Here is a 20,803-nt window from a genome sequence, read left to right on the forward strand (position 1 = left end):
GCGTTCAGTCGTCGTGACGACCAGCTATCCCGGGTGCGGGCAGTGCACCGAGGACACGGCCCCCGGTGGGCCGCCCGCCGCAGGCGACGTGGACCGTGCCGAGGAGGACGCGTGCGACGCGCATCTCGTGCACGCCGTCGCCGACGGCGACACGGACGCGCTGTCCCGGCTGTTCGCCCGGCACGCCGGCGCGCTCTTCGCCCACCTTCTCAATCGCGGTTTCCCCGCCCAGACGGTCGAGGACGCCGTCCAGGAGGCCTTCCTGACGGTGTGGAAGAGCGCGTCCGGCTTTCACGAGGGCAGCGTTCCGGCCTGGCTGCGGCGCATAGCCCACTGCCGCGCGATCGACCTCGAACGGGCGGCGGGCCGCCACCGCGCCCTGGAGGACCGGGCGCGCGAGCACACCCCCGCCTCGGCCCGAACGGCCCCTTCCGCGGAGGAGTGTCTGCTCGCCTCCTCGCCCCGCTACGCCGCCATAGCCGTCGCCCTCGCCGGGCTCCCCGCCCCGCAGCGCGAGGTCATCGAGCTGCGTTACCTCCAGCACTACAGCGTCCGCGAGACCGCCGAGCGTCTCGCCGTCCCCGAGGGCACCGTCAAGGCCCGTGCCGCCCGTGGCTGTGCCCGACTGCGCGAGTGGATCGTGGCCCAGCGGGAGGCGGAGGCGAAGACGGAGGCGGAGGCGAAGACGGAGACGCCGGACGAAACGCCGGCACCGGGAGGAGGTGCCTGCGATGCCCGTAGCCGTGACCGCAACCGCACCCGGGTCCCCCGCCCCCGCCCGTAGCCTCCCCCCACTCCCGAAAGCAGCCCTCGCATGACCGAGCTCTCTTCCTCCGCACCGCCCCGGCCCGTCCCCGGCCTTCCCGAGGCCCCTGGGCACCTGCCCGAGCACTGGGTGGCCGCCTACGCGCGCGGGGAGCTGTCCCACGACGTCCTCGGCCACGCCGAGGCCCATCTCGAACGGTGCCGGGCCTGTGTCGACGCCGTCGATCAGGCCGTACGCGGCGGGCCGCACGGCCCCCGCCTCGACGCCCTGCGCGAAGCACTGGCCAACCGGATCGGCTGAGGGCATGCTCGGAGGCATGGTGCGCAGGAGGCGTTACGGGGGACTCTGGCTCGTGTCGGCGGTGCTGGCGTCGGCGACGGCGGTGACCGGGTGCGGTGAGGCGACCCCGCCTCCCCCGTCCGGGACGCAGGACACGACTGTCAAGGCCGGCGAGCCCGCCCCGAAAGAGGTCCTCGTCGAGCTGAACGTCAGCGGTGGCCTCGCGGGGGTCGACAACCAGCTGACCGTCCGTTACGACGGCAGCTACACGACCCGTTCCGGCACCAAGCCCCCGCGCACCGGCCAGATGACACCGGCCGAAGTGGCGGAACTGCGCGCGGCGCTGGAGGACCCGGCGTACGCGGCGGTGCCGACCCGGCCGAGCGAAGGGAAGACGGTCTACGACGGCTTCCAGTACGTCATCACGTACCGGTACCGGGTCGTGGTCACCACGGACGGCGAGCGCCCGGCGGCGCTGCAGCGGGTGTTCGAGGCCCTGCCCGAAGGCGGCCCGCCCACCAGCCCCTGACGGACCCCGGACATACGTACGCTCCGTGGGCGCCGCGTGAACCGCCGGCCGGCCGCCGAGCGATAGAGGGGCGTGAGACTGTTGCGCCCCGCAGGGGGAGACCCAGGGGGAGACCCGGCGCAAGACCCAGCGCGAGACCAGGACGACTCCGCGCTGCTGCGCGCGGTCGCCCGGGGAGACGCCGAGGCTCTGGCCGTGCTGTACGACCGGCACGCCGGGTGGCTGCACGCCCGGCTGGCCCGGCGCTGCGCCGACGAGGAGACCGTACGGGAGGTCCTCCAGGACACCTTCGTCACGGTGTGGCGCTCCGCCGGCTCCCACCGCGGCCGGGGCGAGGCCGGAGGGTGGCTCTGGGTCGTCGCCGCGCGCCGGCTGGTCGACGCCCAGCGCGTCCGGGCCCGCGCGGAACGCGCGGCCCCCGAACCGGTCGCCCTCGCCCCCTCGGCGGAGGACCGGGTCCTGGCCGGCCTGGAGTACGGGGACGTCGGCGCCGCGCTCGACCGGATCTCGCCGGAGCTGCGCGAGGTCCTGCGGGCCACCGTCGTCGACGGCCTGACCACCCGTGAGACGGCCCGGCTGCTTGGGATACCGGAGGGCACGGTCAAGACCCGCGCCCTGCGGGCCCGTCGCGAACTGCGTGCCGCCCTCGGCCCGCACCCCCTGGGAGGCACCGCATGACCGCGCCCTGGCACGTGACCGAGTCCCTGGCCGCCCGCTACGCGGCGGGCGCGGCGGCCGAACCCGACGCCTGGTCCCTGGAGAAGCACGTCGAGGTCTGCGGCGGCTGCGCGGCCCGTGTCTCGGCTGCGGTCCGCGCGGGCGGCTCGGGACCGGTCCTGGCGGACGTCCGGGCGGCGCTGCTGGAGACCGTACGCGCGGAGGCCCGGGCGAGAGTCCCGTCCCCCGCCTCCCGCTGGGCCCGCGCGCTGTGGGCCGCCGGACCGGCGCTGCGCGGGGCGTGGCTGGTGGCGGTCCTCGCCGCCGTCGGGGCCGCGGTGGCGCTCGCGTACGGAGCGGGGTTCCAGGAAGCGCGGCCGGTGCTGCTCGCCGTGGCGCCGATGGTGCCGCTCGGCGGGGTGGCCGTCTCGTACGGGAGGCATGCCGACCCGATGTACGAGATCGGGGTGGCGACGCCCTCCGGTGGGCTGCGCCTGCTGCTCACCCGGGCGGCGGCCGTGCTCGGTGTGTGCGTGCCGCTGCTGACCGCGGCCGGGGCGCTGCTGCCGCCGGTCTCCGGTGTTCCGGGGGCGGCGGCCTGGCTGTTGCCGGGGCTCGCGCTGACGCTGGCGACGCTCGCGCTCGGCTCGTTCGTGGGGTGCCGGGCGGCGGCGATGACGCTCGCGGGCGGGTGGCTGCTCGCGGTGGCCGGGCCGCTGCTCGGGCGGTCCGGGGCCACGGCCGAACTGGCCCGTTACCTCTCCGGCCCGGCCGCACAGGGCGGCTGGGCCGCCGCCGCCGTCGTCTGCGCGGGCCTGCTGGTCCTGCGCCGCCGTTCCTTCGACCACCTGGAGACCCTGTGACCACGCCGAGCACCACCGGCACGACCGGCACCACCGGCACGACCGGCACCGCGGGCACCACCGGCACCACCGGCACCACCGGCACCACCGGCACGACCGGCACCGCGGGCACCACCGGCACCACCGGCACCACCACGGTCGCGGCGACCGGCCTGACCGTCCGGCACCGCCGTACCGTCGCGCTCGACAGCCTCGATCTGACCCTCACCCCCGGTGTCCACGGGCTGCTCGGCCCGAACGGCGCCGGCAAGACCTCCCTCATCCGTGTCCTCGCGACCGTGGCCGCCCCGTCGGCCGGCCGGGTGGAGCTCCTCGGGCGGGACGCCGGGGCGCACCGTGAGCGGTCGGAGATCCGGCGCCGGCTGGGCTATCTGCCGCAGGACTTCGGGTTCTACCCGGGGTTCACAGTGCGCGAGTTCGTGGCGTACGTGGCCTGGCTGAAAGAGATGCCCGCCGACCGCGCCCCGGCCGCCGTGGAGCACGCCGTCGAGCGGGTGGGCCTCGCCGGCCGGATCGACGCCAAGCTGAAGACCCTGTCCGGGGGCATGGTCCGCCGGGCCGGGATCGCGCAGGCGATCGTGAACGAGCCGGAGCTGCTCCTTCTCGACGAGCCGACGGCCGGTCTCGACCCTGAGCAGAGGGTCGAGTTCCGGACACTTCTGCGGGAGATCGGCGCGTCCTCCACGGTCGTCGTCTCCACCCATCTGGTGGAGGACGTGGCCGCTGCCTGCTCGGAGGTCACGCTGATCGAGTCGGGCCGTGTGGCCTTCCGCGGTACGACCGCCGCGCTGACCTCACTGGGCGAGGAGTCGGGATCCTCCGGCGACGACGCGGCGAACGCCATCGAGCGCGGCTACACGGCGGCCCTGCGCGCCCACCGCGCCTCCGCCCCCGCCTCCGCCTCCGCCCCCGCCCCCGCCCCGGGGGTCTCCCGGTGACCGCGACCGCCACCCGCTCCCCCGCGAGCACCGGCTCCCCGAAGGCGCCACCCCGTACGGCCGTCCTCCGCACCGAGCTGCGGCGCGGGTCCGGGCCCTGGGCCGGGGCCGCCGTGGCCGTCACGATTCTCGTGGCGATGTACGGCAAGGCGCCCGGCTGGCAGGGCCGCTGGGCCGATGCCACCGACCTGCTGCACATCGCCACCGGGCTGCTCGCCGGCCCCCTCGCGCTCGCCGCCGGCTGCTGGCAGGGCGGCCGGGACCGGCGGCGGCGCGTGTTCGAGCTGCTCGGCTCCGTCCCGCGCGGCCGGCTCCGCCGTACCGTCCTCGCCGTCGCGCCCTCCGCGCTCTGGCCGGTCGCCGGGTACCTGCCGGCCGCGGCCGTGTGCCTGCTCGCGACCTGGCCGTACGTCGGCGGCGGGCGGCCGTACCTCGAACTCGTCGCCGCCGACGCCGTCGCGCTCGCCGCTCTCGGCACGCTCGGCCATCTCGTGGGCCGGCTCGTGCCGTGGCGGCTGACGGCGCCGCTGCTCGCGGTGGCCGGTTACGTCGGGCTCGGCGTGCCCACGTACATGCAGAGCTCCGTCCGCTGGCTCAGCCCGGCGTCCGAGCACTCCTACGCCTGGCACGCGCCCGTGTGGTGGTTCGCCCCCGTCTCGGCCGTGTGGACCGGCGGACTCGCGCTGGCCGCCCTCCTCGCGTACGCCGCCCGCCCCGCGCGGCTCCGGCTGCTCGCCGTGGTTCCCCTCGCCGCCGCGATCGCCGCCGCCGCGGTGATCCTCCGGCTGCCGGAGGACGGGCCCTGGCGCCTCGACCCGGGAGCGGCCCGCCTCGTCTGCGACGACGGCACGCCGCAGATCTGCGTGACGGCCCTCGACCGCCGGCTGCTGCCGGACGTGTCGCGTGCCCTCGCCCCGCTCAACGAACGGCTCCGCGGGGTGCCCGGTGCCCCGACCCGCTGGGTCAGCTCGCCGAACGGCCCCGGGCCCGGCGAGACCGAACTCCCTGAGCCGGGCCTGGACGCGGTACGGGGCAGGCTGACGCGTCCTGAGGTGTACGCGAGCTCCGCCGTCCAGCATCTGTTCTCGGCCACCTGCGAGTCAGGCAGCTTCGAGGGCCCGGGGGCGGAGCGGGCGATGACGGTCAATCTCGCCGTCATCACCTGGCTCGCGCCGAATCCGCCGGACTTCGGGCCCGACATCAGTGAAGCTCAGGTGTACGTCGACCGGCTGAAGGCCAAGTCCCCGGCCGGACAACGGGCCTATCTCACCCGCTATCTGGCGGCCGACACCTGCCGCCCCGAGGAGGTGCCGATCCCGTGAACGGTCTCTTGAACGGTCTCCCGAGCGGCCCCTTGGGCGGTTTCTTGCGCGGGCCCTTGAGCGGTCTCTCCCTCTACGCCCGCTCGCGCACGCTCCCGGGCGTCCTCGCCGCCCTCCTCGGTACGGCGGCGGCGGCCGCCTGGGCGGCGTCCTGGCTGCAGGCGCAGCCGGGCTTCGACCACACGGCGCGGGTTCCGGTCGTCGTGCTCGCCCCGCTGCTCGCCGCGTCGGCGGTGGGGACGAGCCTGTACGCACCGAGCGACGAGCTGGACCGTACGGCGGCCCGCCCCTGGCCCCTGCGGCGCTCGGTCCACACGCTCGCCCTGACGGCGCTCGCCGTGGCGCTCCTCGCACTCACGGTCCCCGGGCACCCGGAGGAGTTCGGCGGCCCGGCGATCGTGCGCAACACGCTGGGCGCGGTGGGGGTGACCGCCGCCGCGGCGGCGGTGATCGGCGCCCGGCTGAGCTGGCTGCCGATCACGGTGTACTTCGGCTCGGTCTATCTGGCGGCGCCGGGGCGACCGGGGGGTGCGGCGTCGCTGTGGGCCTGGCCGGTGCAGCCGGGCCCGCAGGCGGGCGCCTGGGTGGTGGCGCTGACCGCGTTCGCCGCGGGCACGGCCCTGTTCGCCGCGCGCGGCGCCCGTCCCGTACGGAACTGACCTCGCGGAGCGGGCGACCGTATCCGGCCACCGGTTTGTCCCGGCCGCGCTCCCCCCGCGAGGATGGCCGGGACGACGACCCCCAGAGCCCGATCGGAGCGCGAGAACATGTCCAGGCCCGTCACCCTCGACCGCCGCGAGGGCCCGTACGGAGAAGTAGTGCTGCGACAGCGCGAGGAGCACTACGAGATCATCGCCAACGGCACGTTCCTCATGGACACCTCCGACGGGCGCTCGGAGCGGCTGCTGGTCGACGCGGCGATGGACGCCCTCGGCGGGCGCCCCGGTGCCTCCGTGCTGATCGGCGGCCTCGGTGTCGGTTTCTCCCTCGCGCACGCCGCCGCCGACCCCCGCTGGGCGCGGATCGCGGTGGTCGAGCGGGAGCAGGCGATCATCGACTGGCACCGCGAGGGGCCGCTGGCCGCGATCTCCGGCGCGGCGCTGGCCGATTCGCGCAGCGTGATCCTGCACACGGATCTAGTGGAGTACGTCCGCACCTCCCCCGACACCTACGACGCGCTCTGTCTCGACATCGACAACGGTCCCGACTGGACGGTCACCGAGGACAACCAAAGCCTTTACTCCGCACGGGGATTGGCGGCCTGCGCGGCCCGGCTGACCCCCGGCGGAATCCTCGCCGTGTGGTCCGCTCAGCCGTCCGCCGATTTCGAAGAGTCCTTGCGGAATGCCGGATTCAGCGGGGTACGGACGGAAGAGATCCCGGTTGCCCGGGGCGTCCCTGACGTGGTGCACCTCGGCGTCCGGCCTGCGTAGCCGGGACGCTGCCGGTGCCTCTAGGCTGGCTGGCCGACACCAGCGATGCGAGGCGGGGCAATGGAGCAGACACACACCACTCACCACGGTGCGGCGCCCACTCCAGGCGCACAGCGGCGGGTGCTGGTCGTCGAGGACGACACGACGATCGTGGATGCGATCTCCGCGCGGCTGCGGGCGGAGGGGTTCCTCGTCCAGACGGCGACGGACGGACCGGCCGCGGTCGACGCGGCCGAGGCGTGGCAGCCGGACCTGATGGTGCTCGACGTGATGCTGCCGGGATTCGACGGTCTCGAGGTGTGCCGCCGGGTCCAGGCCCAGCGGCCGGTCCCGGTCCTGATGCTCACGGCGCGGGACGACGAGACGGACATGCTGGTCGGGCTCGGCGTCGGCGCCGACGACTACATGACCAAGCCGTTCTCGATGCGTGAGCTGGCCGCGCGCGTGCATGTGCTGCTGCGCCGGGTGGAGCGTGCCGCGCTGGCGGCCGTGACGCCGCGGAGCGGGATCCTGCGGCTCGGCGAGCTGGAGATCGACCACGCGCAGCGCCGGGTCCGGGTCAGGGCCGAGGACGTGCACCTGACGCCGACCGAGTTCGATCTGCTGGTCTGCCTGGCGAACACGCCGCGCGCGGTCCTCTCCCGCGAGCAGCTGCTCGCGGAGGTGTGGGACTGGGCGGACGCCTCGGGGACCCGGACGGTCGACAGCCACATCAAGGCACTGCGGCGGAAGATCGGGGCGGAGCGCATCCGTACGGTCCACGGCGTCGGATACGCGCTGGAGACCCCGGCGCCATGAGCCGGCGGGGCCCGAGCACCGGGCCGCCCACGGAGCCGCGGGCCAGACGCCGGATCGTCATCTCGATCAAGACCAAGCTGGGCGCGCTGGTCGTCGGGGCGGTGCTGCTGACCTCGGCTCTCGCGCTCGTGGCGATCAGGACCTCCACGGAGTTCCGCTACATCACGATCTTCGCGATGATCGCGACCCTGTTGATCACCCAGTTCGTGGCGCAGTCCCTGACGGCGCCGCTGGACGAGATGAACACGGTGGCCGGGTCGATCTCGCGGGGCGACTTCAGCCGGCGGGTGCGCGGCGCGGACCGCCGTGACGAGCTGGGCGACCTCGCGTCGACGATCAACCGCATGGCGGACGACCTGGAGGCCGTCGACCGGCACCGCAAGGAGCTGGTCGCGAACGTCTCGCACGAGCTGCGCACCCCCATCGCCGCGCTCCGCGCCGTTCTGGAGAACGTGGTGGACGGGGTCTCCGAGGCCGATCCGGAGACCATGCGGACGGCGCTGAAGCAGACGGAGCGGCTGGGCCGGCTGGTGGAGACGCTGCTCGACCTGTCACGACTCGACAACGGTGTCGTCACGCTCAAGGCACGTCGTTTCGAGGTCTGGCCGTACCTCTCGGGGGTGCTGCGCGAGGCCAATCTCGCCGCGTCCCAGCGCGGCCTGTCCTCTTCGTCCGGCCTGCACAACCGTACGGACGTCCATCTGCACCTCGACGTGTCGCCGCCCGAGCTGACGGCTCACGCGGACGCGGAACGCCTGCACCAGGTGATGGCGAACCTCATCGACAACGCGGTGAAGCACTCGCCGCCGCACGGCCGGGTGACCGTACGGGCCCGGCGCGGGGCGTGGCCGGACTCGCTGGAGCTGGAGGTCGAGGACGAGGGTCCCGGCATCCCGGAGGCGCTGCGGCACACGGTCTTCGAGCGGTTCAACCGCGGGCAGGTGCCGGCCCAGGCCGGTCCGGGCAGCGACGGCGGCACGGGGCTGGGGCTCGCGATCGCCCGCTGGGCGGTGGATCTGCACGGCGGGGAGATCGGAGTGGCCGAATCGTCACGCGGCTGCCGGATCCAGGTCACTCTTCCGGGCAGCCTTCCGGCGCGGGATTGACGTAGGGTCGAACCGGAAGCACAGGTCCTGCGCGTCCTTGTACGGGACGTGATCAGGACGTGGTCAGGGTTGTTCCGCGGAGCGGGGGGCAGCCACGCTCTCGCCTACCCGCGAGAGGGCAGAACCACGCTTGTTTCCCGCCATTCCCTGCGCCGAAACACCGTGTCAAGTGTGACTTGCGCGACGTTGGAGCGCCCGGCCTGCACCTCTCGGCCAGGGAGGCGTAGCCTTTATTTCCGCTGTCCATCACCTTGTGAAGCGGAAGAGGGCGGTTACCGCCGTGTCGTCTCAGTCCCCCAGTAACTCGAGCATCTCCACCGACCAAGACGGGCAGGGTCAGAACCCTGCGACCGCCTTCGGCGCCAATGAGTGGCTCGTCGACGAGATCTACCAGCAGTACCTCCAGGACCCGAATTCGGTCGATCGTGCCTGGTGGGACTTCTTCGCCGACTACAAGCCCGGCTCGACGGAGGCTCCCGCCGCCGCGCCGCAGGTGAGCCCCGCACAGGCCGCACCTGCCGCTCCGGCCGCCCCCGCCGCTCCGGCTGCCCCGGCGCCCGCCCAGGCCGCTCCGGCCCCGGCTGCCGTCCCGGCTCCGGCTCCGGCTCCGGCCAAGCCCGCCGCGGCCGCTCCGGCCCCCGCCCCGGCGAAGCCCGCTCCGGCCGCCCAGGCCCCGGCCCCCGCGGCCCCTGCCGCCGAGGCCCCCGCCGGCCCCGAGCTGATCACGCTGCGCGGCCCCGCCGCCGCGGTCGCGAAGAACATGAACGCCTCCCTCGATGTGCCGACGGCCACGTCCGTCCGCGCCGTCCCGGTGAAGCTGCTCTTCGACAACCGGATCGTGATCAACAACCACCTGAAGCGCGCCCGGGGCGGGAAGATCTCCTTCACGCACCTCATCGGCTACGCGATGGTGCAGGCGATCAAGGCCATGCCGTCGATGAACTACTCCTTCGCGGAGAAGGACGGCAAGCCGACCCTGGTCAAGCCGGAGCACGTGAACTTCGGTCTCGCGATCGACCTGGTGAAGCCCAACGGCGACCGCCAGCTCGTCGTCGCCGGCATCAAGAAGGCCGAGACCCTGACCTTCTTCGAGTTCTGGCAGGCCTACGAGGACATCGTCAAGCGCGCCCGCGTCGGCAAGCTGACGATGGAGGACTTCACCGGCGTCACGGTCTCGCTGACCAACCCCGGCGGCCTCGGCACCGTCCACTCCGTGCCGCGTCTGATGCCCGGACAGTCCGTGATCATGGGCGTCGGCTCGATGGACTACCCGGCCGAGTTCCAGGGCACCTCCCAGGACACCCTGAACAAGCTGGGCATCTCCAAGGTCATGACCCTGACCTCGACGTACGACCACCGGGTCATCCAGGGTGCCGCCTCCGGCGAGTTCCTGCGGATCGTCGCCAACCTCCTCCTCGGCGAGGAGGGCTTCTACGACGACGTCTTCAAGTCCCTGCGCATCCCCTACGAGCCGGTCCGCTGGCTCAAGGACATCGACGCCTCGCACGACGACGACGTCACCAAGGCCGCGCGGGTCTTCGAGCTGATCCACTCCTACCGGGTCCGCGGCCACGTCATGGCCGACACCGACCCGCTGGAGTACCGCCAGCGCAAGCACCCCGACCTGGACATCACCGAGCACGGCCTCACCCTGTGGGACCTGGAGCGCGAGTTCGCGGTCGGCGGCTTCGCCGGCAAGTCGATGATGAAGCTCCGCGACATCCTCGGCGTGCTGCGCGACTCGTACTGCCGCACCACCGGCGTCGAGTTCATGCACATCCAGGACCCGAAGCAGCGCAAGTGGATCCAGGACCGCGTCGAGCGCTCGCACTCCAAGCCGGAGCGCGAGGAGCAGCTGCGGATCCTGCGCCGCCTGAACGCGGCCGAGGCGTTCGAGACCTTCCTGCAGACCAAGTACGTCGGTCAGAAGCGGTTCTCCCTGGAGGGCGGCGAGTCCGTCATCCCGCTGCTCGACGCGGTCATCGACTCCGCCGCCGAGTCCCGCCTGGACGAGGTCGTCATCGGCATGGCCCACCGCGGCCGCCTGAACGTCCTCGCGAACATCGTCGGCAAGTCGTACGCGCAGATCTTCCGCGAGTTCGAGGGCAACCTCGACCCGAAGTCGATGCACGGCTCCGGCGACGTGAAGTACCACCTGGGCGCCGAGGGCACCTTCACCGGCCTGGACGGCGAGCAGATCAAGGTCTCGCTCACCGCCAACCCCTCGCACCTGGAGGCGGTCGACCCGGTCCTTGAGGGTGTCGTCCGCGCCAAGCAGGACGTCATCAACAAGGGCGGCACGGACTTCACCGTCCTGCCGGTCGCCCTGCACGGTGACGCGGCCTTCGCCGGCCAGGGTGTCGTCGCCGAGACGCTGAACATGTCGCAGCTGCGCGGTTACCGCACCGGCGGCACGGTCCACATCGTGATCAACAACCAGGTCGGCTTCACCGCCGCCCCGGAGTCCTCGCGTTCCTCGATGTACGCGACCGACGTGGCCCGCATGATCGAGGCGCCGATCTTCCACGTGAACGGCGACGACCCGGAGGCCGTGGTCCGCGTCGCGCGGCTCGCCTTCGAGTTCCGCCAGACGTTCAACAAGGACGTCGTGATCGACCTCATCTGCTACCGCCGCCGCGGTCACAACGAGGGCGACAACCCGCAGTTCACCAACCCGCAGATGTACAACCTGATCGACAAGAAGCGTTCGGTGCGCAAGCTGTACACCGAGTCGCTGATCGGTCGCGGCGACATCACGCTGGAAGAGGCGGAGCAGGCGCTCCAGGACTTCCAGGGCCAGCTGGAGAAGGTCTTCGCGGAGGTCCGCGAGGCCACCTCGGCGCCGGCCCCGACGCACGTCCCGGACGCCCAGCCGGAGTTCCCGGTCACCGTCAGCACCGCGGTCTCCCAGGAGGTCGTGAAGCGGATCGCCGAGTCGCAGGTCAACATCCCGGAGCGGATCACGGTCCACCCGCGTCTGATGCCGCAGATGCAGCGCCGCGCGGCCTCCATCGACGACGGCACCATCGACTGGGGCTTCGGCGAGACCCTCGCCATCGGCTCGCTGCTCATGGAGGGCACCCCGGTCCGGCTGTCCGGCCAGGACTCCCGCCGCGGCACCTTCGGTCAGCGTCACGCGGTCCTGGTGGACCAGGAGACCGGCGAGGACTACACCCCGCTGCTCTACCTGGCCGAGGACCAGGCCCACTACAACGTCTACGACTCGCTGCTCAGCGAGTACGCGGCGATGGGCTTCGAGTACGGCTACTCGCTGGCCCGCCCGGACTCCCTGGTCATCTGGGAGGCCCAGTTCGGTGACTTCGTCAACGGCGCGCAGACCGTCGTCGACGAGTTCATCTCCTCGGCCGAGCAGAAGTGGGGCCAGACCTCCGGCGTCACGCTGCTCCTGCCGCACGGCTACGAGGGCCAGGGCCCGGACCACTCGTCCGCCCGCCCGGAGCGCTTCCTCCAGATGTGCGCGCAGGACAACATGACGGTCGCGATGCCGACCCTGCCGTCGAACTACTTCCACCTGCTGCGCTGGCAGGTGCACAACCCGCACCACAAGCCGCTCATCGTCTTCACCCCGAAGTCGATGCTGCGTCTGAAGGCCGCGGCGTCGAAGGCGGAGGAGTTCACCACCGGCGGCTTCCGCCCGGTGATCGGCGACTCCACGGTCGACCCGGCCAACGTCCGCAAGGTCGTCTTCTGCGCCGGCAAGGTCTACTACGACCTGGAGGCCGAGCGGCAGAAGCGCGGTGTCACGGACACGGCGATCATCCGTCTGGAGCGCCTGTACCCGCTGCCGGGTGCCGAGCTGCAGGCCGAGATCGCCAAGTACCCGAACGCCGAGAAGTACCTGTGGGCGCAGGAGGAGCCGGCGAACCAGGGTGCGTGGCCGTTCATCGCGCTCAACCTGATCGACCACCTGGACCTGGCGGTCGGCGCCGACATCCCGCACGGCGAGCGCCTGCGCCGGATCTCGCGTCCGCACTCCTCGTCCCCGGCGGTCGGCTCGGCCAAGCGCCACCAGGCCGAGCAGCAGCAGCTGGTCAACGAGGTCTTCGACGCCTGATCAGCGGCACCTGTACGGCGAGAGGCCCGGCACCCCGAGAGGGGTGCCGGGCCTCCGGCGTTTCCCGGACCGTCGGGGATCAGGCGAGGTTGGCCTCGAAGTCCCAGTAGGGGCGGTTGCGCTGGCGTGCCGAGAGGGTGTGCGGGTGCTGGGCGCCCAGGGTCCTGGTGAGGGTGAGCAGGGCGTCCTCCTCCAGCTTCCCGGCCTCCTCGACCTCGCGCAGGCCGCGCAGGTCGGTGGCGAGCGCGACCTGGCAGGAGAGGGTGAGCGGGTGCTCGCTGCCCAGGGTGTGCCGGGCCCGCCGCAGGGTCTCGCGGCTGAGTTCGGCGGCGTCGGCGACCCGTCCGTTGAAGTTGCGGGCGGCGGTGGTGTTGAGCGCGCAGCCGAGGACCCAGGGGTGGTCGGATCCGAGGGAGGAGGTCAGCCCGGCGAGGGCCGCCTCCAGGAGGGCCAGCGCGTCGGCGCGCTCGCCGGAGGCCTGCATCACCAGGGCCGTGTTGGCGACCATGCCCGTGGCGACGGGGTGGGCGGGGCCGAGGAGGGCACGGTAACCGGCCTCGGCCTCGGTGATGAGTTCCCTCGCCTGGTCGAGGTCGCCGTGCTCGCGCAGGTAGTTGGCGTAGTTGGTGATCGAGGAGAGCGTGACGAAGTGGCTCCGGCCGTGCACCTGCTCCAGCTGTTCGAGCAGGCTGGCCATCATGGCGCCGATGTCCTGCGAGGTTCCGCCCTCGCGGCGCCGGCACAGCGCCAGCTGGCTGCGTGCGTAGAGGGTCTGCAGGTGGTGCGGGCCGAGGAGCTGGACGTGCAGGCGGACGGTGGACTCCTGCCGGGCGAGCGCCTCCCGGTAGTGGCCGAGCAGCCTGAGGTCGTGCGCCACGGCGTTGCTGGAGTTGAGGGTGCTGGCGTGCCGGGGGCGCAGGACGCTCTCGCACCGGGCGAGGGTGTCGACGTCGGAGTCGTACGCCTCCTGGTACCGGCCGAGCATGCGCAGGACGACGCCCAGGTTGTGGCGGGAGACGAGGGTGAGGAACTCGGTCTCGCCGAGGAGGCGTTGCGCTTCGGCGATGGCCTCGCGCTGGAGGCGTTCGGACTCCTGGTACTGGCCGAGGAAGCGCAGGTCGGCGGCGATGGAGGCGTTGGACTGCAGGGAGCCCAGTTCGTTGGGCGGCGAGGCGGCGAGCAGGCGCTCGCGCTGGGCGAGGTCGAGTTCGTACGCCTCGCGGAACTGGCCGCTGCGCCGCAGGATGTTGCCCTCCTGCGTGGTCAGTTCGAGCATGGCCGGGTCCATCGGGTCCATGAACCTGGACCAGTTGTCGCGGATCCTCTCGGCGAGCCGGGCGCCGGCCTTGAACTCGCTGCTGCGGTAGCAGTAGCGCAGGCAGTTGAGCACCGCGGCCTGGATGCGCGGGTTCCGGCTTGTCAGCGCCCCGGACGGCTCCAGGTGCGGCAGGAGTTCGGCGTACCGGGGCCAGTGGCGGCTGTCCATCGGGTTGCCGGGGTCCGCCTCGGCGAGCAGGGTGCGGACGGCCTTGCGGTGGGAGGAGCGGTGGTCGCCGTCGGTGAGGCGGGCGACGATGTCGTGGACGAGCCGGTGCATGTGCACGGACTCCTGGTGCGGTCCCACCTCGTCGGTGCTGGCCGGGCCGCGGGTCTCCCGGGTGAGCACCGAGTAGTTGACCAGGGTGTCCAGGGCCCGGGTCCAGGCGGACAGGTCGTTGACCATCCAGCGGAGGTCCTCGGGCAGTTCGGCCTGGGGGTAGGCGCGGACGATGCCGAGGGGAATGCGGCCGGGGGCGAAGGACGCGCAGAGGCTGAGGATCTCGATGGCCTGCGGCTGGGAGCGTCGGAGCCGGTTGATCAGTATCGACCAGGAGGTGAGGGAGGAGTGGGGGAAGCCGTCGCCCGCGGACGGCTCGTCGACGGTGGAGAGCCGTCCTTCCCTGATCATGCGGAGGTACTCGGGGACCTCCATGCCGGACTCGCCGAGCCAGGAGGCGGCCTGGACGAGGGGCAGGGGGACGTCGCCGAACTCGGCGGCGACCTCGTCGGCCTGCGCGGCCGTGACCTGCGGGGCGCGGCGCATCAGATAGCCGGTGGACTCGGCGCGGTCGAAGCTGGGGATCTCGAGCACGTCGGTGTAGTCGCCCCAGCCGCGGTTGCGGGACGTGATCAGTACGTGGCCGGGGCCGTGCGGCAGCATGACGTTGGCGCCGTCGGTGTCGTCCCAGCCGTCGAAGATGACCAGCCAGCGGGAGTGCGGGTCGCCGCGGCGGAGCGCCTCCCGGACGGCGCGGATGCGCTCGCCCGGTTCGCTTCCGGTGGGGAGCTGGAATTCGGCGGCGAGCTCGCCGAAGCGGTCGCGCTGGATGTTGCGGTCGTCGGAGTTGACCCACCAGACGACGTCGTAGTCGGGGCTGAAGCGGTGGGCGTACTCGGCGGCGATCTGGGTCTTGCCGATGCCCGACATGCCGAGCAGGGTGCATGCCGCGTGGCCGCGTTCGGCGTCCATGAGCCGTTCCTGGAGCTCGGTCAGGAGATCGTCGCGGCCGGTGAAGCGGGGGTTGCGGCGTGGGACCTCGCCCCAGATCTCCGGGGGTGTGTCGGGGTACCGGGCGAAGGACGCGGGCGAGACGCGACGTCCGCCGGACCTGCGGGGTTCGATGCCGAGCCGGCTGAGGAGCCGGGCCTCCGCCTCCTCCTCGCCGACGCCCCAGAGGCTGACGGGTTCGAGGACGGCGGTGGCGGGGAGCAGCGGCCGGTTGGTGAGGTTGACGGCAGCGAAGCGGTCGGCGTGGGCCGCGACGAAGCCGCGCAGGACGTCGTTCCACTCGCCCGCCGGACGCGGGCCGAGTTGGAAGAACCAGTCGTTGAGGACGAGCAGGACCGTCCCGCGGGCGAGCAGCAGGTCGCCGAGCGAGTCCTCCAGCGGCACCTCGCGCGGTGGGTCCCAGCGCTGCAGGGTGGCGCGCAACCCGTGTGCCTCCAGGCGCTGGTTGATCCAGGCCGCCCACGGCCGGTGGTAGCCGGGGAAGACCACGAGGACATGGTGCGGGGCGGCTCTGCCGCCATGGTCCGCCGCGCCGCCGCCCGACCGTTGTTCCACCATCTGTACGTCTCCCGTCCCGCTCACGCACCACGTAGTGTCATGTGCCGTGGGCACAGTGTTACCCAACCGGCCTCGGGGTCGCGCCGAGGCTCGCATGGTGCCGCCCCATTTGCTGCGCGAACTCCCGCCCCTCATTGGTCAGTTCATCGGATTCAAGCAGGATCGCCAATGCCTCGCCCACCTGATCGTGGATATGGTCGAACTGCTGCCCGGCAACGGATCTCCACAGGCGCGGCACCCCTTCGGCGGTGGCCGCCCGCCGCCACAGATCGGTCAGGGCGAGATGGGCGTAGGCGCCCTGGAGCACGCCCGCGATGGGGCGCGGATCGGTCCGCCAGCCGACCTGGTGCACGGCGGCGGGCCCGGGCCGGTAGAGCGGGACGCACTCGTGCAGCGTGGCCAGCTTGCTGTGGTGCGTCTCGTGGACGAGGGTCTCCGCCAGGTCCCGCGCTCCGGCCGGCGGGCTCGTCAGGACGGCGCCGGGGGCGGCGCTCAGGGTGGCCCCGACGGATCGCGGACCGTGGGCGACGAGCGGGACGACCGCGCGCACGGCCCGGCGGACCTCGGCGGCCCGGCCCGGGTCGGTGCGCCCGAGGAGGTCCTGGGCGGCGCGCCACCGGGCGGCCCAGGCGGCGGGGTCGGTGGCCGTGTGCTCGGCCGCGGTACGGGCCGGGCTGCCCACGCCGCCGGGCGGCACCCGGTACGGGTCGAGGTCCTCGAGGCGGGCCGCTCCGGCGGGCAGGGTGCGCAGCCCGCTCCAGCCGGGGCCGCGGCCGACGAGGGTGCCCCCGCGCCGATCGGCGAGCAGCAGGACGGTGGCGGTGTCGGGGGTGCCCGCGTCGAGGACGTACGTACCGGCGGAGCGGGTGGTGATCCGGGCCCGCCGCCCGGCCACCCGCGCGCGTCCGACGCCGGGCAGCGAGAGGAGCCCGCCGGGGGTGTCCAGAGTGACGTCGAGGAGGCCGCCCGCGCGCAGGGCGGCGGTGACGGCGAGGTTCTCCAGCCAGGCGAGGTGCCGGTCGAGGGCGGGCCCGGCGGGCTCGGCGAGCGCGGCGGCCAGCCACGCCCCGGTCATCGGGTAGTCGAGGACGTCGCGGACGACGGCGGGGTGGCCGCGCTCGACCCGTTCGAGGAGGTGCCAGGCCTCCCGGAAGCGCCGGAGCACGCCGGGGGCGACGGCCTCACGGTGGCGCTCGACCCGGACGAGCAGGGCCTTGAGGAGCAGCAGGCGTCGGGCCCGCAGCGCGGAGCCCAGGGCGGAGAGGCCGGCCGGAGCGGGGCGGGTGCGGGCCAGTGCGGTGAAGACCGCCGTGGGCAGGGGCGTGGGGCTCATCCCCGGCTCCCCGGACAGGACCGTGGCCGGCGGCGGCCGGATGTGACCGGAAACGTGCGGTCGCCACGCACCTGTCGGCCGTCGTGCGGCCTAGTCGGACTCGACCCAGGACTCGCCGAGTTCACGCGGTTGCCGGAGCACCCGCTCGACGGCGGCCACCAGCTCCGGATCGTCCATGAAGCGCAGGGTCCGCAGGTCCACGGCCGCGAGATCGGGCAGGTGCGGAGGCTGACCGTTGTCCCGGTCGACACCGGTAACCCGCTCCGTTTGCTCCAACACCCTCGGCTCCTCCTCACCGGCGCCTGTCCCCCACGGTCGTAGCGGCGGAGCGGTTCTTCCCGACGCCAGGAAGTCAGAAACCCGTTCGACTCAACTGCGCCCATTCACGCCCCCGTTATCCAGCCGTTTCCCTGCCGCCTATCCGGTCGTCTCGCTCCAGGCCCACCAGGGCGGCGCGATCCGGCTCCGTTCGTCGCCCGAGAGCCGCCTCGGAGGTGACCCTCGTTCCGCGTTCACCTCCGCGAGGAGCGTCCTGGTGCGCTCCACGTCGTCCCAGTCCACCTCGGTCAGGGTGGCCGTCAGCCGCTGCCACTGCCCGGCCGCGGCCCGCAGCACCGTGCGGGCCCGTTCGGTGCGGCCCATCAGGAGCAGGACGGCTCCTTGAGCGTGCAACGCGCGGGCCCCGGTGACCGTGCCCGGGGTGGTGCCGTGGGCGGATCGGGCGTCCTCCCAGGACCGTTCGTATGCGGTGAGCGCGTCGCCGAGCGAGCCGTCCCGGGTCGCCTCGCTCAACTCCAGTCTCACCCGTCCCAGTTGGAGCCACACCTCGGAACTCAGGGCGGGATCCTTCGTGATCCGAGCGGACTGTTCGAGGAGGTGGCGGCTCTCGTACAGGTCGGGCAGGAAGCCGGCGCGGTGGAAGCGCAGGGCCAGCACGCTGCCGATCAGTATCCGCGCCCGCGCGCGGCCGGGGGCCCCGGCGGGAAGCCGTGTGAGGGCCTCGCGCAGCACGCTCTCGGCCCGGTCGACGGGTGCCTGGCCGGGGGCCGCCGCGGCGCGGCGCATCAGGGACTCGCCCCAGGACATCAGGATCCGTCCGCCCTGGTCGCCCTCGGCCGGAGCCAGCAGCGTCGCCTCCTCGTAGGCCGCGTCCGCGGCCGGGCCGTCGCCGGTCCGGTCGTACAGCCGGGCGCGGGCGGTGGTCCAGCGCAGGCGCAGGGAGACGGAGTCGCCGAGGAGTTCCCCGGCCCGGTCGAGCACGGGGACCGTCTCGGCCGGGTCGGCGGCGGCCAGGTGCAGGGCGTCGGCCAGGTCGAGCAGGGCGGGGCCGGTCTCCAGGAGCCGTACGGCGGTGGTGAGTTCGACTGCCGCGCCGGGGCCGTCGCCGCGGGCGAGCAACAGGCGGCCGCGGCGCAGATGGCGGGTGTGGCGGTGGGTCCCGGGCCAGTCCTCCGCGTCCGCGTCCAGGGAGGCGAGGGCGGCGTCCAGGTGCCGGGGCTCGCCGGTGTGGCGCCACAGGGCGTGGTGGACGACGGCCAGTTCGAGGCGGGCCTCGGCCCATGCGTCGCTGCCCGGCTCGGCCGGCTCCGCGGCCCGCTCCAGCTCGGCCACGGCGCGGGTCAGCAGCTCGTGCCGGCGGGGAGTGCCCCGTACGGCGGCGGTGTCGGCCTCGGCGTAGAGGACCCTGCCGAGGACGATCCCCGCCCGTACGGGCTCCCCCGGCAGGGCGGCCTCGGCCCGTTCGCGGGCGACGGCGAGCAGCGAGGGGTCGGACTGGCTGCGCCACTGGCCGAGCAGGCGTTCCGCCTCGGCGAGGGGCTCGGGCGTGACCAGGTCGGGGTGGTAGAAGCGGAGCACGCGCGCGGGGATGCGGGCGAAGAGCTCCGGCTCGGCGCCGAGCGGCCCGGTCGGCTCGTCCGTGTCGTCCTCGGAGAGCCCGGGGATCTCCGGCTCGTCGGCGTGGGTGTCGTCGGCAGGCTGGCCGGCGAGGCGGGCGGCGGCGAGGGCCGGGAAGTTGCGCATGCCCTGCCCGAAGTTGCGCTCCACGTACTCGGAGCAGTGCTTGAGCACGAGGGCGGCGGCGCTGCGGTCCAGTGAGGCGAGCAGCTGGTGCTGCACGCCGGGCGAGTAGCTGAAGCAGGGGTACGGGGTGGGCCCGGGCAGTTGGCGCAGGAGGCCGCTCAGCAGGACCTCGGCGAGCTCCATGGGGCCGGTGTCGGGCAGCATCGCGCGCTGCACCAGCTGCATGACGGGCAGGGCGAGCGGGGCGGCGGCGAGATGGACGGCGAGCCGGAGGGCCCCGGGCGAGGCCCCGGCGCTGAACGCGCGCAGCAGGTCGGCGTCCCGCCGCGCGGCGGTCACCGCTCCCGCGTCGGTGCGCCCGTCGGTGTGTCCGCCGTCCCGCAGTGACGTGCCGGAGTCGATCCAGGCCGCCCAGCCGGGCACCGCGCCCGCGCCGTGGCCGTCGAACAGCCGCGCCCAGGAGGCGAAGGCCTCCGGGGTGGGCGTGAGCACGGGCACCGCGCGGCTGCCCGGGGGGACGGGCTCCCAGGGCTCCTCGTCGGGCTGGAAGTCGATGTGCCCGGCCGGGCCCGCGGGGCGCAGCAGGGTGCCAGGTTCGACGGTCAGCGCGGTGCGGGGCCACAGGCGCGGGGGCAGCGGCTGGACGACGGCGAGCGGCGACCGGCGGGGCCACTGGTGGATGAACCGCTGGGCGGCGCCGCGCCGCCACAGCGGTCCCACGCAGTCGCTGACGATCAGCGTGAGGCGGCGGCCCGTGGGGTCGTGGAGCTGGTCGGCGGGGCGCAGCCGGGGCCGGCCGTCCGAGCCCGAGGTGGTGGTGACGAGCGGCGGGCCCTCGCCGGTGTCGTACAGGCGGTGGACCTGGACGTCCCGGAAGGCTCCCGACTGCTGGCAGGCCTGGCGCAGTTCCTCCAGCATCCGGTCCCAGACGACCATGGCGGGGCCGGTGTCCATGAGGAGCTGGATGTCGGGGCGGCGGCCCGCGGCCGGGCGCAGGACGGGGAGGAGGAGGCCTGCGGCGGCGCTGCGCTCGGCGGTCGCCTCCTCGTCGAGGAGGCCCTCGCCGTCCCGGTGGGGGAACAGGGCGTACCGGCGCAGCGGGCGCAGCGCCTTCTGCAGCCCGAGGAGTCCGGGCAGGGCGTTGGCGCCGGGGGCGCGGACGGGCAGGGCGGCGCAGCCGTCCGCGGCCCGGCCGCCGGCGGTCCGGGTCCCCGCGGTCCGGGCGCCGGCGGTCCGGGTGCCGCCGGAGCGCATGTGGAGGGAGACGGACTCGGGGGCGCGGGTCGTGTCGTGGTCGGTCGGGGCGAGGTCGCGGTCGGGGCCGGGGCCGGAGTCAGGGCCGGAGTCGGTGTCGGTGGCCGCCGGATCGGGCCCGTCGCCGGTGGCCGAAACTCGCCCCTCGCCGGTCCGTTCGGGGTCGTCCGGGTCCGGCGGCCGGCCGTGCTCGGCGTCCGGGGACGCCCGCGGCAGCCACTGCGCCAGCCAGACGGCGTCCGCCATCTCCTCGGCGGTCGGGTCCTGGCCACCGGCCCGCAGTCTGCGGGTGAGCTCTTCCAGATGCATCCGGTGCATCCGG

General features: G+C 73.7%; 16 protein-coding genes. 12 read left to right on the forward strand and 4 right to left on the reverse strand.

What is annotated here, in order from left to right; all coding sequences use genetic code 11:
* The first annotated feature begins 13 nt into the window (after window positions 1-13).
* The 12 genes from FDM97_RS28500 (at window position 14) to FDM97_RS28560 (ending at window position 12,766) form a co-directional block, all read left to right on the forward strand.
* Window positions 14-784, forward strand: a complete 771-nt coding sequence (locus tag FDM97_RS28500) for an RNA polymerase sigma factor (protein ID WP_175439268.1) — start codon at window positions 14-16, stop codon at window positions 782-784.
* A gap of 30 nt (window positions 785-814) precedes the next feature.
* The gene (locus tag FDM97_RS28505) at window positions 815-1,066 is read left to right on the forward strand and encodes a hypothetical protein (protein ID WP_137993373.1); all 252 of its coding nucleotides are present in this window, start codon (window positions 815-817) and stop codon (window positions 1,064-1,066) included.
* A gap of 16 nt (window positions 1,067-1,082) precedes the next feature.
* Window positions 1,083-1,574, forward strand: a complete 492-nt coding sequence (locus FDM97_RS28510; RefSeq protein WP_137993374.1) for a hypothetical protein — start codon at window positions 1,083-1,085, stop codon at window positions 1,572-1,574.
* 72 nt (window positions 1,575-1,646) lie between these two features.
* Entirely contained in the window at window positions 1,647-2,252 is a 606-nt protein-coding gene (locus tag FDM97_RS28515; protein WP_137993375.1) for an RNA polymerase sigma factor, read from the forward strand.
* On the forward strand, window positions 2,249-3,094 hold the full coding sequence (locus tag FDM97_RS28520; RefSeq protein ID WP_137993376.1) for a zf-HC2 domain-containing protein: 846 nt from the start codon (window positions 2,249-2,251) through the stop codon (window positions 3,092-3,094). The genes FDM97_RS28515 and FDM97_RS28520 overlap by 4 nt, the downstream gene beginning before the upstream one ends.
* 152 nt (window positions 3,095-3,246) lie before the next feature.
* Entirely contained in the window at window positions 3,247-4,032 is a 786-nt protein-coding gene (locus FDM97_RS28530) for an ABC transporter ATP-binding protein (RefSeq protein WP_137995078.1), read from the forward strand.
* Window positions 4,029-5,354 (forward strand): hypothetical protein, encoded by a 1,326-nt coding sequence (locus FDM97_RS28535; RefSeq protein ID WP_137993377.1) that lies wholly within the window; start codon window positions 4,029-4,031, stop codon window positions 5,352-5,354. The genes FDM97_RS28530 and FDM97_RS28535 overlap by 4 nt, the downstream gene beginning before the upstream one ends.
* 56 nt (window positions 5,355-5,410) lie before the next feature.
* A complete protein-coding gene (locus FDM97_RS28540; protein WP_137993378.1) occupies window positions 5,411-6,013 on the forward strand; it encodes a hypothetical protein in 603 nt (200 codons plus the stop codon).
* 108 nt (window positions 6,014-6,121) lie between these two features.
* Window positions 6,122-6,787, forward strand: a complete 666-nt coding sequence (locus tag FDM97_RS28545; protein WP_137993379.1) for a spermidine synthase family protein — start codon at window positions 6,122-6,124, stop codon at window positions 6,785-6,787.
* Between the two features lie 60 nt (window positions 6,788-6,847).
* The gene (locus FDM97_RS28550) at window positions 6,848-7,585 is read left to right on the forward strand and encodes a response regulator transcription factor (protein WP_137993380.1); all 738 of its coding nucleotides are present in this window, start codon (window positions 6,848-6,850) and stop codon (window positions 7,583-7,585) included.
* Window positions 7,582-8,691 (forward strand): HAMP domain-containing sensor histidine kinase, encoded by a 1,110-nt coding sequence (locus tag FDM97_RS28555; protein WP_137993381.1) that lies wholly within the window; start codon window positions 7,582-7,584, stop codon window positions 8,689-8,691. Before FDM97_RS28550 ends, FDM97_RS28555 begins: the two co-directional genes overlap by 4 nt.
* Window positions 8,692-8,971: 280 nt before the next feature.
* Entirely contained in the window at window positions 8,972-12,766 is a 3,795-nt protein-coding gene (locus tag FDM97_RS28560; RefSeq protein ID WP_137993382.1) for a multifunctional oxoglutarate decarboxylase/oxoglutarate dehydrogenase thiamine pyrophosphate-binding subunit/dihydrolipoyllysine-residue succinyltransferase subunit, read from the forward strand.
* 79 nt (window positions 12,767-12,845) lie between these two features.
* Here FDM97_RS28560 and fxsT read toward each other — a convergent pair whose 3' ends face one another.
* The 4 genes from fxsT to FDM97_RS28580 form a co-directional block, all read right to left on the reverse strand.
* Window positions 12,846-15,872 (reverse strand): FxSxx-COOH system tetratricopeptide repeat protein, encoded by a 3,027-nt coding sequence (fxsT, locus tag FDM97_RS28565; RefSeq protein ID WP_137993383.1) that lies wholly within the window; start codon window positions 15,870-15,872, stop codon window positions 12,846-12,848.
* Window positions 15,873-15,930: 58 nt separating this feature from the next.
* Complete coding sequence (locus FDM97_RS28570; RefSeq protein WP_137993384.1) at window positions 15,931-17,205, reverse strand: aKG-HExxH-type peptide beta-hydroxylase; 1,275 nt, start codon at window positions 17,203-17,205, stop codon at window positions 15,931-15,933.
* Window positions 17,206-17,295: 90 nt separating this feature from the next.
* Window positions 17,296-17,484 (reverse strand): hypothetical protein, encoded by a 189-nt coding sequence (locus tag FDM97_RS28575; RefSeq protein ID WP_137993385.1) that lies wholly within the window; start codon window positions 17,482-17,484, stop codon window positions 17,296-17,298.
* A gap of 138 nt (window positions 17,485-17,622) precedes the next feature.
* Window positions 17,623-20,799 carry an SAV_2336 N-terminal domain-related protein gene (locus FDM97_RS28580; RefSeq protein WP_137993386.1) on the reverse strand — a complete coding sequence of 1,059 codons (3,177 nt, stop codon included), beginning with the start codon at window positions 20,797-20,799 and terminating at the stop codon, window positions 17,623-17,625.
* Window positions 20,800-20,803: the final 4 nt, after the last annotated feature.

This window comes from Streptomyces vilmorinianum (genome assembly GCF_005517195.1).
GTDB lineage: Bacteria > Actinomycetota > Actinomycetes > Streptomycetales > Streptomycetaceae > Streptomyces > Streptomyces vilmorinianum.

Bases quoted from the DNA above. Each gene is read 5' to 3' on its own strand.
- FDM97_RS28505 (WP_137993373.1), top strand. From the start codon at position 815: ATGACCGAGCTCTCTTCCTCCGCACCGCCCCGGCCCGTCCCCGGCCTT.
- FDM97_RS28510 (WP_137993374.1), top strand. From the start codon at position 1,083: ATGGTGCGCAGGAGGCGTTACGGGGGACTCTGGCTCGTGTCGGCGGTG.
- FDM97_RS28520 (WP_137993376.1), top strand. From the start codon at position 2,249: ATGACCGCGCCCTGGCACGTGACCGAGTCCCTGGCCGCCCGCTACGCG.
- FDM97_RS28545 (WP_137993379.1), top strand. From the start codon at position 6,122: ATGTCCAGGCCCGTCACCCTCGACCGCCGCGAGGGCCCGTACGGAGAA.
- FDM97_RS28550 (WP_137993380.1), top strand. From the start codon at position 6,848: ATGGAGCAGACACACACCACTCACCACGGTGCGGCGCCCACTCCAGGC.
- FDM97_RS28555 (WP_137993381.1), top strand. From the start codon at position 7,582: ATGAGCCGGCGGGGCCCGAGCACCGGGCCGCCCACGGAGCCGCGGGCC.
- fxsT (WP_137993383.1), bottom strand. From the start codon at position 15,872: ATGGTGGAACAACGGTCGGGCGGCGGCGCGGCGGACCATGGCGGCAGA.
- FDM97_RS28570 (WP_137993384.1), bottom strand. From the start codon at position 17,205: ATGAGCCCCACGCCCCTGCCCACGGCGGTCTTCACCGCACTGGCCCGC.
- FDM97_RS28580 (WP_137993386.1), bottom strand. From the start codon at position 20,799: ATGCACCGGATGCATCTGGAAGAGCTCACCCGCAGACTGCGGGCCGGT.